The sequence below is a fragment of the Desulfobulbaceae bacterium genome (assembly GCA_013792005.1).
In the GTDB taxonomy this organism is placed as follows: domain Bacteria; phylum Desulfobacterota; class Desulfobulbia; order Desulfobulbales; family VMSU01; genus VMSU01.
In genome coordinates this window covers 1-13,384 of sequence record VMSU01000141.1, presented here as the reverse complement: position 1 = coordinate 13,384, position 13,384 = coordinate 1, and the positions used below count along the sequence as shown (strand labels likewise).

Annotated in this window: 14 protein-coding genes; 10 read left to right on the top strand and 4 right to left on the bottom strand. The window is 50.2% G+C overall.

The window, feature by feature from the left end; all coding sequences use genetic code 11:
* The first annotated feature begins 258 nt into the window (after positions 1–258).
* The 6 genes from FP815_08675 (at position 259) to FP815_08650 (ending at position 5,443) form a co-directional block, all read left to right on the top strand.
* Positions 259–1,200, top strand: a complete 942-nt coding sequence (locus FP815_08675) for a Tim44 domain-containing protein (GenBank protein MBA3015014.1) — start codon at positions 259–261, stop codon at positions 1,198–1,200.
* Between the two features lie 194 nt (positions 1,201–1,394).
* On the top strand, positions 1,395–1,823 hold the full coding sequence (locus tag FP815_08670) for a hypothetical protein (protein ID MBA3015013.1): 429 nt from the start codon (positions 1,395–1,397) through the stop codon (positions 1,821–1,823).
* Between the two features lie 206 nt (positions 1,824–2,029).
* Positions 2,030–3,904, top strand: coding sequence for a carbamoyltransferase (locus FP815_08665; GenBank protein MBA3015012.1), 1,875 nt, complete (start codon positions 2,030–2,032; stop codon positions 3,902–3,904).
* Positions 3,905–4,049: 145 nt separating this feature from the next.
* Entirely contained in the window at positions 4,050–4,340 is a 291-nt protein-coding gene (locus FP815_08660) for a nucleotidyltransferase family protein (protein MBA3015011.1), read from the top strand.
* Positions 4,333–4,650 carry a DUF86 domain-containing protein gene (locus FP815_08655; protein MBA3015010.1) on the top strand — a complete coding sequence of 106 codons (318 nt, stop codon included), beginning with the start codon at positions 4,333–4,335 and terminating at the stop codon, positions 4,648–4,650. Before FP815_08660 ends, FP815_08655 begins: the two co-directional genes overlap by 8 nt.
* On the top strand, positions 4,640–5,443 hold the full coding sequence (locus FP815_08650) for a hypothetical protein (GenBank protein ID MBA3015009.1): 804 nt from the start codon (positions 4,640–4,642) through the stop codon (positions 5,441–5,443). Before FP815_08655 ends, FP815_08650 begins: the two co-directional genes overlap by 11 nt.
* 33 nt (positions 5,444–5,476) lie before the next feature.
* Here the strand turns inward: FP815_08650 and FP815_08645 are convergent, their stop codons facing one another.
* The 3 genes from FP815_08645 to FP815_08635 form a co-directional block, all read right to left on the bottom strand.
* Positions 5,477–5,902 carry a DUF86 domain-containing protein gene (locus tag FP815_08645; protein MBA3015008.1) on the bottom strand — a complete coding sequence of 142 codons (426 nt, stop codon included), beginning with the start codon at positions 5,900–5,902 and terminating at the stop codon, positions 5,477–5,479.
* Positions 5,902–6,321 carry a nucleotidyltransferase domain-containing protein gene (locus tag FP815_08640; GenBank protein ID MBA3015007.1) on the bottom strand — a complete coding sequence of 140 codons (420 nt, stop codon included), beginning with the start codon at positions 6,319–6,321 and terminating at the stop codon, positions 5,902–5,904. Before FP815_08640 ends, FP815_08645 begins: the two co-directional genes overlap by 1 nt.
* A 212-nt stretch (positions 6,322–6,533) precedes the next feature.
* Entirely contained in the window at positions 6,534–7,115 is a 582-nt protein-coding gene (locus tag FP815_08635; protein ID MBA3015006.1) for a sulfotransferase, read from the bottom strand.
* Between the two features lie 483 nt (positions 7,116–7,598).
* Here FP815_08635 and FP815_08630 point away from each other — a divergent pair, with 483 nt between their 5' ends.
* The 4 genes from FP815_08630 (at position 7,599) to FP815_08615 (ending at position 12,794) form a co-directional block, all read left to right on the top strand.
* Positions 7,599–9,728, top strand: coding sequence for a nucleotide pyrophosphatase (locus FP815_08630; protein MBA3015005.1), 2,130 nt, complete (start codon positions 7,599–7,601; stop codon positions 9,726–9,728).
* On the top strand, positions 9,725–11,713 hold the full coding sequence (locus FP815_08625) for a hypothetical protein (protein ID MBA3015004.1): 1,989 nt from the start codon (positions 9,725–9,727) through the stop codon (positions 11,711–11,713). Before FP815_08630 ends, FP815_08625 begins: the two co-directional genes overlap by 4 nt.
* Before the next feature lie 465 nt (positions 11,714–12,178).
* Complete coding sequence (locus tag FP815_08620) at positions 12,179–12,427, top strand: hypothetical protein (protein MBA3015003.1); 249 nt, start codon at positions 12,179–12,181, stop codon at positions 12,425–12,427.
* The gene (locus tag FP815_08615) at positions 12,396–12,794 is read left to right on the top strand and encodes a helix-turn-helix transcriptional regulator (protein MBA3015002.1); all 399 of its coding nucleotides are present in this window, start codon (positions 12,396–12,398) and stop codon (positions 12,792–12,794) included. Before FP815_08620 ends, FP815_08615 begins: the two co-directional genes overlap by 32 nt.
* Before the next feature lie 210 nt (positions 12,795–13,004).
* Here FP815_08615 and FP815_08610 read toward each other — a convergent pair whose 3' ends face one another.
* The gene (locus FP815_08610; GenBank protein ID MBA3015001.1) at positions 13,005–13,331 is read right to left on the bottom strand and encodes a type II toxin-antitoxin system PemK/MazF family toxin; all 327 of its coding nucleotides are present in this window, start codon (positions 13,329–13,331) and stop codon (positions 13,005–13,007) included.
* Between the last annotated feature and the right edge of the window lie 53 nt (positions 13,332–13,384).

Genomic DNA, 13,384 nt, shown 5'->3' with positions numbered 1-13,384 from the left:
TCAACTGGCTCAGATAGAAACATGGAAGACGTCAGCCACAGCCAAGGCCGAAGACCTTTTTACTCTGCCCCCAGCAGTTGCCGCCATCATCGAACAATACGCCGGCCCCTACAAGGAACTCATCATGACAAAAATCGATGCCTTCCAGTCCTGGTGGCAACTGACCAAACCTGAAAACAGCGCTGAGCTGCTCCAAAAAGCCATCCAAAACATGTAACTTCACTTTTCACCACCAATAATCACACCAAGGAGACAAAAATGCATTTTTCCAGCAAACATTTCATCCCCATTCTGTTTATCTTTTTCGCCTGTTCATTACTTGATTTCGGTGTGCTCACCGAACAAGCAGACGCCCGTTCACGATCAGGTGGACGATCCTTCAAGCAGAGCCGGTCGGTTTCACCCGCACCGTCAAGAACAGCGCCTTCTACCAAATCTGCCCAACAATCCAACTCCGGCGGATTCATGCGGGGAATGGCCGGCGGACTGGTTGGCGGCGCCATCGGCAGCATGCTGTTTGGCAGTCTGGCCCATGCCGGCGCAGGCGGAGGTCTTGGCGGCAGCGGCATCGGCCTTTTCCAGATCCTTATCCTGGGAGGGATTGGTTATTTTGTCTATTCCCGTTTTTTCAAAAAGAAAGCGCCGAGCTATGCTCAATACCAGCCGCAAGAAAATCCTGCTCCCGGCATTTATAGTTTCCCCGGCCACAGCAATTCTTTTACGCCTCCACCTTTTTCAAGCAGCGGGACTGTGGAGGATGGCCTTGCCATGATCAGACAGTCCGAGCCGGATTTTGACCCACAAGAGTTTAAAGAAATTGCCCAGGATGTGTTCTTTCAGGTGCAGGCAGGCTGGATGCGTCGTGACATCACCTCCTACCAGCATCTTCTTGATGCAAAACTGGCCGGTGAATATGAAGGACACTTCGCTGAAATGCGAAAAAATGGTCAGATCAACAAACTTGAAAACATTGCCGTCCGCAGTGTTGATCTGGTCGATGCCGGAATGGATGGCAACGAAGAGTTTGTTTCACTCCTGTTCAAGGCAAATCTGCTTGATTATACTGTTGATGAAAATTCCGGGGCGGTCGTGGAAGGCAGCATGACCACACCTGTCAAGTTTGCAGAACAATGGACATGGACCCGCATGCCTGGCCAGGTAGACTGGAAGCTGGCAGGAGTTGACATTAAATCTGCGTAAATTCAGCGAAGATTGTAATTTTATCCCATTGTTGTCCGGTTAAAATCTTGCCAAAGCTCCCCCTCCCCTGCAAGTGGAGAGGAGATTATTCGAGTCTGCCTGTTATTGAAACAATCAGACTCGAATAAACTTTCCCTTGCCAAGTACGATCACTTCAAATACAAATCAAGAGTCATCCACCACCGGCAAAGCCGGTGGTTTGCCGGTTTGTTATTTCCGCTCCAACACCGTCCACTGCCATGCGCCACAACACGATATCGCCCGACCAATGTAAAGATACCGGGCTTGCCCTGATCCTCATCCTCCTGCTTTTTGCTTGGGGCAATCGATCCTCCCTGTTAATCGGCTCAGCAATCGCGGCCCTGATCCTGACCATGACTGCTCCCAAACTGTTCACTCCTTTGGCTCGGGTATGGTTTGCCTTTTCACATTTTCTTGGCGAAATTGTCTCCAGAATGCTCCTCACGATCGTCTTTTTCACCATTGTCACTCCCGTCGCCTTTGTCCGCAGACTATCAGGCAAGGATGCCATGGCCTTGAACCAGTGGAAGAAAGGAAAACAATCCACTTTTGTCCAACGAGACCACATCGTTACCGCTGCCGACCTGGAAAAACCATTTTAAAATGAGTCCAGTCTCCACTATCGCACCATGAATTAAGGAGTTTATATGGATTTTCTTAAAGATCTCTGGGAGTTTATGAAAGTCAGGAAAAAATTCTGGCTGCTCCCCATCATTCTCGTTCTGCTGTCTTTTGGCGCCTTAATTGTCTTCACCAGCGGGTCTGCTATTGCCCCGTTTGTCTACACCCTCTTCTAAGCAAAAGATTGATGTCTCGATTTATCCTTGGCATAAGCGCCTATTATCACGACAGCGCCGCCGTCCTGCTCCAGGATGGCGCCATTGTCGCGGCTGCGCACGAAGAACGGTTCTCCCGTAAAAAACACGACGACAGATTTCCAACTCACGCGGTCAGCTATGTGCTTTCAGAGGCAGGGATTACGGTTCCTGATCTAACCGCCATCGCCTTCTACGATAAACCGCTGTTGAAATTCGAGCGCCTGCTCGAAACCTATCACGCCTTCGCGCCTCACGGGCTCAAGAGTTTTCTAGCAGCCATGCCGGTATGGATTAAGGAGAAACTGTTCCTCAAAAAGATACTGTGGGACGAGTTCTCAAAAATTGCTGATCAGCCCCTAAGCCGCAAACCACCGCTCCTCTTCCCCGAGCACCACCTCTCCCATGCCGCCTCGGCCTTCTATCCGTCTCCCTTTACCGAGGCCGCAATCCTTACTATCGATGGTGTCGGGGAGTGGGCAACCACCACCATTGGCCACGGCAAAGACACCACCATCACCATCCTCCGCGAACTGCCCTTTCCCCACTCCATTGGCCTCCTCTACTCGGCATTCACCTATTTCCTGGGATTCAAGGTAAACAGCGGGGAATATAAGCTCATGGGGCTGGCTCCCTACGGCAACCCGGATGGTGAAGCAGTACCACGATTCAAACAATTGATCCTTGACCATCTGGTCGATCTGCGCGCCGATGGCAGTATCCTCCTCAACATGGAATACTTCGATTTCGCCACCGGCTTGAAGATGTGCCACGACCACAAATGGCAGACGCTGTTCGGCTTAAAAAAACGGCAATCAGAGTCCGACTTGTCACAGGGATACATGGATCTGGCCTTGGCCATCCAGCAGGTAACCGAAGAGATGGTCTTGCTCCTAGCCAAAACAACGAGGGAAATTACCGGCTGCCGCAACCTGGTCATGGCGGGAGGTGTGGCGCTTAATTGCGTGGCCAACGGTAAGCTGTTGCGGGAAGGGATATTCGATGAGATCTGGATTCAACCGGCGGCAGGCGATGCTGGCGGCGCCCTAGGAGCCGCCTATGCCGCTCACCATATCTGGGGGCAGCAGCCACGGGCCATCAAAGAACACAGGGCCGACGCGATGGAAGGAAGCTACCTGGGGCCTGCATTCTCAGATCGTGCAGTCCAACGTCTGTGCCGAAAATATCAAGCCCCTGGCCGACACATAGCGAACTTTAACGAATTGACCACCGAGGTAGCCAAGCTCTTGGATGACGGTCAGATTATCGGTTGGTTCCAAGGCCGGATGGAGTGGGGCCCGCGCGCCTTAGGAGGCCGAAGCATCTTAGGTGATCCCAGACATCCCGAGATGCAGAAGCGTCTCAATCTCAAAATCAAATACCGTGAAGGATTCCGGCCTTTCGCCCCTTCCGTACTGGCAGAAGATGCGGCAGAGTACTTCGAGATTGATCGTCCTTCTCCCTACATGCTGCTGGTGGCGCCAATACGAGAGCGCCTCAGGAAACCGCCTCCTTCCGGGTACACCACCCTACCCATGTATGAACGACTCTACCATCTCCGCTCAACCCTGCCAGCCATTACCCATGTCGACTACTCTGCCCGCATCCAGACTGTGCACCGCGAGACCAACCCCCGCTACTGGCAGCTGATTAAGGCGTTTAAAACCCTGACCGGCTGCGGACTCGTGGTCAACACCAGCTTCAATATCCGAGGAGAACCCATTGTCTGCACCCCGGAAGATGCCTATCAGTGTTTCATGCGCACTGAAATGGACTACCTGGTCATCGGCAACACCCTGTTCGAAAAGGCCGACCAGCCCAAGTGGCATGAGACGGATAATTGGCAGCAGACCTACGAACTTGATTAATTAATCCAAATTCCCGTAGGTTGGGTTAGCGAAGCGTAACCCAACACTCAAAGGCCTCACTGTTGTTGGGTTACGGCCTAGCGGCCTAACCCAACCTACAAAAATTGAGGAGTTACAAGGTACCAACCTGTGAATGGAGGTTTACATGCAACGCTCACAAGTCTTACCACTACTTGCCCAACACAAGGATGAACTTACCCGTCGTTTTGGCATTGTCCGGCTCGCTTTATTCGGGTCAACCACCCGTGACAACGCAGACAGCGCCAGTGATGTAGACATTCTAGTTGCTTTTGATGGCCCTGCCACGTCAGATCGCTATTTTGGGGTACAATTTTACCTCGAAGATCTGCTTGGCTGCCAGGTAGACTTGGTCACAGAAAAGGCTCTCCGAACGGAATTACGCCCATCCATTGAACAAGAGGCTATTAATGTTTAACAGGGAATGGCGCTTCTATCTTGACGGACTCAACCAACCCAAATTTGTGATGAGTGGGTTAAACTATGACGCGACCCTACGAAATCTTGAACTGATAGGTGAAGCCGCTACTCATATCCCAGATACGATACGGCAGGAAAACCCTCATATCCCTTGGCGGCTTATCATCGCAACCCGTAATCGCTTAATCCATGGATATCTTGGCATCGACAACGACACCTTATGGAGCATCATTCAAACCGATATTCCATCACTGTTACCTCAATTATACCAATTAAGAAAAACTGTTTGCCAGTCCAATGACACCTAGCCTCATCAGCTCCATCTTCCCTTTCTTAAAACGCCTCAACATCGTTGTTTTATTTGTGGAGTACGACCGGGGAATTGCTGGTGGCTCGGATCAAGTATTCACCACCCTTCAGCAATACCTGACACAGGTCCGCGGTTGCCGGTTTACCTTTGTTCGCATCAACAATAAACTGGATGGAGATGAAATCGTCCAATCCGGTAAAATCTGGACAATGGCCGGGGACAATCGTTACCGGGAATTCTCCGGTTGGCAAAAGGGGATTGAGACCATCAATCGCCTGCAATTACCATGCGATCTTGTCCTCTTTGTCAACGACATGTTTCTCACTCCGGGAGAATCCTTTCTTAAGGACTATGCACGTCGCGACCTGTTCACAAAATCGCTGAAGAGACCAGCCATCATCGGCAGGATCGACACCACAGGCCAGCGCTACACCGCCTACAATTATAACGTATCACGCTGGGTCTGCACCAATTGCTTTCTGGTTCCCAAAGCGGCAGTTGATGCCATGGGCAATCTCGTTTCGGTGGGAGAGAATCTTAATGATTTTCTAACGGAGGAATTCCCAGGCACACCAATTTTCAAAGACGATGCCCCGATCAATGATGCCTATAAGGCGTGGCTTGTGGAGTGGCTGACCACCAGATGGCACAGCCGGTTCGAGCTTAATGCAGATTCATGGGAGGTGTTTCGAACCAAGGTGCGGAACATCCTAAACGAGGCGCTCCTCACCGCCCGATTGGCAGAGGCGGGATTTGCTCCCCTCCCCTATGGCAAAAAGATATATTATTAATCGAAGTTAGCTCACTTATAGCCTCAAGATACGTCAGCACCTCACGCCAAGACGTCGGACAATAGCCTCGCTGAAAAACTGGAAGTCATCAAGATGCTTTCGCAAAATAAGAACAACAATCTCTGCATCAACCGCCTCATACTGATGAACAACAACATTCCTGAACTTCGCCATCTTTTCCATGACCGCAGTCTGTTCTACTGTCAGAATACCGCTCTCTCCCAAAACACGAAAAGTATCGGCATAGGTTTCCGGAGTCCTCAGCGCTTGGTCTGAAATGAGGTGCCCAGCAATATCAGCACAGAGTTCGATCATCATCTGCAAAGTTCGCTCGACAATCCGTTGTGTTTTCCAATCGCTACGATACTCGCCCACAGTAAAGCCAGAAAACTCCGCAATCTGCTTACAATACTCCGCCAACGTGGCCAGTTTCCGCAGGACAAGGACCATATCCACCATTACGCAAACCTCCTGTAAAGAATATCCTGCTCCTTGCGCTTAAAATCAAAAAACTCCCGCATAATCCGGGACTCGAAGAGATGCCGAAGAAATGGCTGTTTATCTGCTACCACCCTACGAGTTGCCAGTATTCTTCCCACCAGACTTAACGGGGCGTTATTAAGAACGACAAGATCTAATTCGTCCGTACCAAGAAGATCCACCAGACTACCAAGCAAATCAAGCTTGACCTCCGCTATTTCCCCCTCCGTTTGCAGATACACACCAAGGTCCAGATCGGAAAGAGGCTTTACCGGATGACCTTTTGTTATCCCCCCAAAGAGATACGCAAAAATGACCCGCTCATCCTGAGCAAAAAATGGCCCTAACTTTTCGATACGGCGGAGAATATCTTTCGGTAGATTATGATTTCTGATCATTGTTTGAGAGTAGGAACTACTCAGGTTATCAGTTGACGGTTGACGGTTGACAGTTGGCGGTGACTGGATACTACTAAGGGACTTGGAAATTCCCAAAATACCATTTATCGGTAGGAGCGGCTTCAGCCGCGATAGCTACGACGACACATCATATCGCGGCTAAAGCCGCTCCCACAACCGGCATGGCAGTATTTTCAATTCCCTAAGGGATTTCAGCTCCGTTGCCGATAGAGCCCGCCATCCACGACCCGGCGCATTGTATCCTGATCAAGACCCCCACCTAAAAAAGTGTTGATACGTGTTACCGCGGTGCCCGGATCAGCGACAACCTCAGCGTATTCAACGGCAAGAACCTCCCTTCCCCCTTGTTCAATATACTGCCAGACCTTACGAAGATGAATGGAAAATTTGGCCGCCATCACCTCGTCAGAAACCGGAGAAGATTGACAGGATCGCTCCAGCATCTTTTTTTGAGAGGCCAGAATTTCCGTCATGTTGCGGCGCATAAAGATAACTTTATAATTCAATTCTGGCGGCAAATAGAACAGCAGTGAGGAGATGATTTTAATCGCCTTGCCAGATGCTTCGCCCAACCAGCTGGCATCTTTAGCTAAATCCTTAACTTTTTCGGTCTCGTAATATCCCTTAGGGTTGTCGGCATCAGCCACGCGCATACCGTCCTGATAGATCGGCAAACCACCAGCCTCCAGCATCTTCATCATCATGGAAGTACCGGAGCGGGGCAACCCGGAGACGACAGTCATAAACGGCATATTGGTTATGGCAGGTGGCATGATTTTTTTCCAAAAAATGTTTTTTTGATACTTGACTGACTCACAAGAAATACGGGAACTGCTTAGGTTGTCGGTTTTCCCCCATCCCCTTCGGCTCCGCTCAGGGAACGGGTAGCAAAATATCGTTCCCTGAGCGGAGCCGAAGGGAACAGACCACTTACCGCAAACCAAACCACAAAAAGTAAGCTCCCTGCACCTTTCAAGAACTTGCTCTACTCGCCAAAACCCTCCTGGACGGAATCGCCACACACAGCTTACCCACTATGCAAATAAATCATACTTGACTATCGTATTCATAATGTCAAGACAAGAGATACCGCTCCTGATATGGCATTTCAATGATGCGGGTGGCAAAAGATATGGCGTAAACCGGATACCAAACAAACGGTACAATTTTACAGATATTGCCAGTCATCGCCGACAATTCAACTTTACCGCGTCTTAGCCCTTTACCTTTTTCTTGTTAGCATTTACTTTATTAACATGCGTCGTGTTTCTCTACTACTCCTAACCTTCGCCCTCATCGCGATACCCGTAACCGCCCAAGCCTATATCGGGCCCGGCGCCGGATTCGCCTTAGTTTCCTCATTTTTCATCCTAATCATTGCCGCTATCCTGGCATTTTTCAGCATCCTGACTCTTCCAATCAGAACCACTTATCTCTTTTTCAGACGTCGTCACATCGCCAAACATATCCAGGCACGAAGGGTTATTGTCATCGGCTTTGACGGTCTTGACCCCATACTCTGTCAACAATTCATGGACGAAGGGAGACTCCCGAATCTTGCGCAATTGGCAACAACCGGCGCTTTCAAAAAGCTTGCGACCACGACACCATCCATATCCCCAGTCGCTTGGTCTACCTTTGCAACCGGGGTCAATCCCGGCAAACATAACATCTTCGATTTCTTCACCCGCAACCCGAAAAACTACCAACCGGTGCTGTCATCGGCACTCATCTCGTCATCAAAAAAACCGAAAAAATTTGGTCCTTTTACCCTCGCTGCACCCAAGACCTCCGTCAGTTTGCTACGCAAAAGCACTTCGTTCTGGAAGATATTAGGCGAAAACAAAATATTCAGCACCATTCTCCGAGTACCGATCACTTTTCCACCAGAAAAATTTTATGGAGCCTGCCTGTCAGCAATGTGCGCCCCTGACCTGCGCGGCACCCAGGGAAGTTTTACGTTGCTCACCTCGCACCCGACAGGTGAAGGACCACAGAAAGGCACAGTGATCCACTTTCCTGTCACTAACACATGTTTCACCACTACAATTCCCGGACCTGAACTCTCCACCAGCCAAACAACTCAAACCGTGAGCCTATCGGTAGAAGGCACAATCAACCAGACAGAAGGAACCGTTACCCTGACAATTGACAAGAAAACCTTGATCCTCCGCCAAGGCATCTACTCACCATGGATATCATTGCGCTTCAAGGCTGGACGCAAGACCATCCACGGCATCGCCCGTTTTCTGGTTACAACAATTTTCCCTCAATTACAGATCTATATCACTCCCATCAATATCGATCCGGAACACCCCGACCTCCCCATCAGCCACCCCTCTTTTTACTCGATCTGTCTAGCCAAGCAACACGGACCCTTCGCAACCCTCGGTCTTGCTGAGGATACCTGGGCTTTAAACGAAGACATTATCGATGAAACCGCCTTCTTGACTCAAGCCTACGACATCTGCCAAGAGCGGGAAACCGCCTTCCTTGATAGCTTGGCCAAGACCCACGATGGCCTCCTGACCAATGTCTTCGACACCACGGATCGAATCCAGCATATGTTTTTCCGCTACCTCGACCCGGATCACCCCGCTAACCATAACAAAGACACAACACTCCACCAAAACGCCATCGCCGAAGTCTATGAACGTTCAGATCAGTTGGTCGGCAAAGCATTGGCCACCATCTCCGACAAGGATCTTCTGCTGATTATCTCCGATCATGGTTTCAAGACATTCAAATGGGGAGTGAACCTCAATACCTGGCTGTGGCAGGAAGGGTATCTGGTGCTCAAAGATGGGGCTACTCCGGGAGCCGAATGGTTCGCCGATGTAGATTGGACCAAAACCCAAGCTTTCGCCTTTGGCCTGGCCGGAATTTTCATCAACACCCAAGGCCGTGAGAAACATGGTATCGTCCCGCCTGGGGCAAAAAAACTAGCCCTCATCCAGGAACTGAAAGGACGTTTAGAAGACCTTGTCGATCCAGCGCGAGGGATTAAGCCCATCAGACGGGCGCTGCTGGCCAATCAGGAACTATCCGGCCCCTACACAAAAGACGCGCCTGATATCTTCCCTGGTTATGACGAAGGATATCGTGTTAGCTGGAACAGCGCGATCGGAAAAATATCAGATCAGGTCATCGAACCAAACAGCAAACGATGGAGTGGCGATCATTGTCTGGACCGAGATCTGGTTCCCGGTGTCATTTTTTCCAACTGGCAAATCGATGATGATAGCCCGGCCTTGATAGATCTGGCGCCGACCATTCTCAACATCTTCGGGCTCCGGAAACAAAAATTCCAGGACGGCAAGGTCCTCACCATGAACAAACCTGCACCTGGTCCACGAAAAACCGTTCCGAGGCCCAGCAAACCATGAACAGACGAGAATTCATCGCCAGATCCGCCCTTCTTGGTTTAAGCGCAAACCTCTCCCCAGCCTCCGAGCTTCTAGCCGCTTCTATCGCCAAGAGACGCAAGACCATAATTTTAGGTATTGACGGCATGGACATCAAGCTGGCCAGCGCATTCATGCGTCTTGGAATGCTCCCCAACTTCACCAGACTCGCCCAAACCGGCGGCATGACCCCGGTCGCCACTAGCTTCCCGCCCCAGAGTCCAGTTGCCTGGTCATCATTTTCCGTTGGGGCCGGGCCATCTGTTCATGGCATCTACGATTTCATTCACCGCGATCCGGCAACCATGGCCCCCTACCTCTCCACATCAAAAGTCTCAGCGCCAGATAAGATCTTTTCCTTTGGAGATCTGGAAATTCCTCTGTCATCAGGGAAAGTGGAAAATCTTCGCAAAGGAAGACCATTCTGGGAGTATTTAGCTGATCACGACATCCCCACCACCATCCAAAAAATGCCGGGCAACTTCCCCTGCCAACACAACAAAGTTAATATGCTCTCGGGCATGGGCACCCCTGATCTGCGTGGCGGCTATGGCAGTTTCACCCTGATCACCACAGCGCCTCCGGACAATGCTGAAAAAATTACCGGTGGCGTAGTAATGCCGATCCAATTTATGGATAACTACGCAGAGGTACTCCTCGCCGGACCGGACAACACCCTGCTCCGTGACCACCCACCAGCCACAATCCCGATCCGGATCTGGCGGGATCCCAGCAACCAGGTGGTGCGCATCCTTATCCAGGGCCAGGAACTCGTACTAGGCCAGGGTGACTGGACCGGCTGGCAACACCTCTCCTTTACCATGCTCAATCACATCTCCGAGGTCAAGGGTATCTGCAAGCTGTACATCAAGAGTATCCGACCAGAATTCAGTATGTACGTTTCGCCAATCAATATCGACCCGGCCTCCCCAGTGCTACCGATTGTTTCCTCTCCGGCCTACGGCAAAGAGTTGTCTCGCCATCTGGGTCCTTTTCATACCCAAGGGATGCCCGAGGATACCAAGGCCCTTTCCTACGACATCCTTGACAACAACGACTACCTTAACCTCTCCTATCAGATCATCAACGAAAGCCGCCTTGGTATGGAGTACGAAATAGGTAAACTGACACGCCAGGACGAAGGATTGCTGTTTTACTACTTCTCCAGCCTCGATCAAGACACCCATATGTTCTGGAGAACCATCGACCCGGAGAGCCCTCTCTACACAGAAGAACTTGGCCGCAATTTCGGACATACCCTTAAGGACCTGTATATCGAGATGGACAAATGCCTGGGAAGGGCAATGGATATGATTGACATCCTTGACCCGAACGTACAACTTCTGGTCATGTCCGACCACGGCTTCGGACCATTCAGACGCCAGGTCAACCTCAACTCATGGCTCCGTGAACAGGGATTCCTCACCCTCCATGATGGCACAGACCTTGAGGATGGTGAGTACTTTGCCAACGTCAATTGGGATAAAACTGCGGCATACGCCTTAGGCATCAATGCCATCTACCTCAATCTGGCAGGACGGGAACGTTTCGGCAGTTTAGAGGCCAATCAGGCAAACTCCGTACTCTCCAAAATCAAACAGGGGCTTCTCACCCTTCGTGACCCCCAAAATGGCCACAAGGTGGTAACCAATGTCTACCTGACGCCGGATGCCGAAAAATGGGCTAATCCACAGGCGCCAGACTTGATCGTGGGTTGGAATATTGGCTATCGCACTTCTTGGACAAGTATCCTGGGCAGCTTCACCAGGGAGACAATCATGGACAACGACGACCGCTGGAGCGGCGACCACTGTATCGATCCCGCGCTCGTCCCGGCAATCCTCTTCAGCAACCGCAAGATCATACGTCCTCTACCGACAATGCTCGATATTACGGCGACGGTACTAGCAGAGTACGGAATTCCTCGACCCGCGCACATGACCGGTAGTTCGCTCTATTCTGGATAAGAAGTGGCAATGAAGTCCACTCTGTCTGCGCACGGACTATAAGATAAAATTGATTAACGTGGCTTTTAACTATTTTCAGCTAAATCTTCGGATGAAGATGAGTACCGACTCGTAACCAATTCCCTAATCCCTTCGGCTCCGCTCAGGGAACGATTACCCCCCCAAATGTTCCCTGAGCGGAGCCGAAGGGAACATTAGTTTATCTGTGGTAACATGACCGCCGGAAGCAACGTTCTTCGAATCAAGTTCAGTGGCGGCGGCAGCTTAATTTTGGGAGTTGGCTTTCCAAATAATAAACGTTTACCCGTAATGTCAAACCTACCAGGCAGGAAAACAGTTGTCCTAAAATATTGACACAACGATACATGACAACGCGGCCCACGTTTCCCGGTCAAAATATGCTTCATGTCTTGACTTTGTAAACAAATAGTGATTACAATAAATAAGCCACAGTACAAGATCGTCATGAAAAGAAAGGTCGAGAAGACCACTGCCAAAATGCCCCGAGCCATGCAGGAACGGCTGGCGATACTGATTAACGATCTACAGGATAAGGGGCCGAAGTTGGCAGACTGGCCAAACTTCAGCCCCCTTGGCGAAGACAAATATCACTGTCATCTGGGATACAAGTGGGTAGCCTGCTGGCGGTGGGAATCTGGAACAATCATTATTGAGGTGTACTATGCAGGCAGCCGTGAAAACGCCCCATACTGAAATCCACATGCGAGGTGAAATCCCGCCCAGGATTATCGAGGTTTTGCGCGCCGAATATGGCAAGGCTCTTCATGTGAGCGCTGAGGATGATGAAGAGTTAGTAACCGCCGTAGAAACCGATTGGTATCGGTCGGTAAAAGCCACAATGACGCCCGGCGACACCTTGCGCGTGTACCGCGAGACCCGGAAACTGACCCAGGCAGAATTAGGAAAGAGGCTGGGAGGGATTCCCCGTCAGCAGATATCAAATATGGAAAACGGTAGCCGCCCGATCAGTGTCGCGATGGCAAAACGGCTGGCCGCTATTTTTGATGTCTCAGCAGAACGATTCCTCGACCTGACCGTGACCGCTGACGTCGAGTTGTAGGGTTTGCAAACGGTCGTATCGTTTGCGAACCGTTTTGTGATGGTACTCGTATTGATGTTCCTGCGGGGGCAGCGTTCTTCGAATCAAGTTCAGTGGCGACAGATTAATCTTGACATTAGCGGGAATAATTGCAGTACAGTGCAAGAAAGGAACAATGAAGTACGCGGGTCATGCCTCCATTGTTACAAGGGATGAAATCAAGAAGAGAGGCTATTCTCCATACATGTCTGTAATGATTCTTCGCAATTGAGAAGCATCATCGCTAGACAACTGATCAATTTTTTTCTTTAATCGTATCTTATTAATTGTTCGTATTTGGTCGACAGCGACTTCAGCTTGTTTGTTGACGCAATTAATCTGAAGTCGCGTTCTCCAAGTTGGGTGGATTTTCGAAGTTATCGGGCAAACAACAACCGTTTCCAAATATTTGTTCATAGCGTCATCGCTAATAATAATGACAGGACGAATCTTACTAATTTCGCTGCCGAGAGTTGGATTCAAGTCTGCAAAATAAATTTCGTATCGTTTATGAACCAAAGTCGTCATCCTCGAATCCATCAAGTAGTGTTTGGTCATACTCGCTCCAGTCT

Excerpts from the sequence above, each read along its gene's own strand:
- FP815_08620 (MBA3015003.1), top strand. The coding sequence starts at position 12,179 with ATGAAAAGAAAGGTCGAGAAGACCACTGCCAAAATGCCCCGAGCCATG.
- FP815_08665 (MBA3015012.1), top strand. The coding sequence starts at position 2,030 with ATGTCTCGATTTATCCTTGGCATAAGCGCCTATTATCACGACAGCGCC.
- FP815_08615 (MBA3015002.1), top strand. The coding sequence starts at position 12,396 with ATGCAGGCAGCCGTGAAAACGCCCCATACTGAAATCCACATGCGAGGT.
- FP815_08625 (MBA3015004.1), top strand. The coding sequence starts at position 9,725 with ATGAACAGACGAGAATTCATCGCCAGATCCGCCCTTCTTGGTTTAAGC.
- FP815_08630 (MBA3015005.1), top strand. The coding sequence starts at position 7,599 with ATGCGTCGTGTTTCTCTACTACTCCTAACCTTCGCCCTCATCGCGATA.
- FP815_08640 (MBA3015007.1), bottom strand. The coding sequence starts at position 6,321 with ATGATCAGAAATCATAATCTACCGAAAGATATTCTCCGCCGTATCGAA.
- FP815_08655 (MBA3015010.1), top strand. The coding sequence starts at position 4,333 with ATGTTTAACAGGGAATGGCGCTTCTATCTTGACGGACTCAACCAACCC.
- FP815_08635 (MBA3015006.1), bottom strand. The coding sequence starts at position 7,115 with ATGCCACCTGCCATAACCAATATGCCGTTTATGACTGTCGTCTCCGGG.
- FP815_08650 (MBA3015009.1), top strand. The coding sequence starts at position 4,640 with ATGACACCTAGCCTCATCAGCTCCATCTTCCCTTTCTTAAAACGCCTC.
- FP815_08660 (MBA3015011.1), top strand. The coding sequence starts at position 4,050 with ATGCAACGCTCACAAGTCTTACCACTACTTGCCCAACACAAGGATGAA.
- FP815_08645 (MBA3015008.1), bottom strand. The coding sequence starts at position 5,902 with ATGGTGGATATGGTCCTTGTCCTGCGGAAACTGGCCACGTTGGCGGAG.
- FP815_08675 (MBA3015014.1), top strand. The coding sequence starts at position 259 with ATGCATTTTTCCAGCAAACATTTCATCCCCATTCTGTTTATCTTTTTC.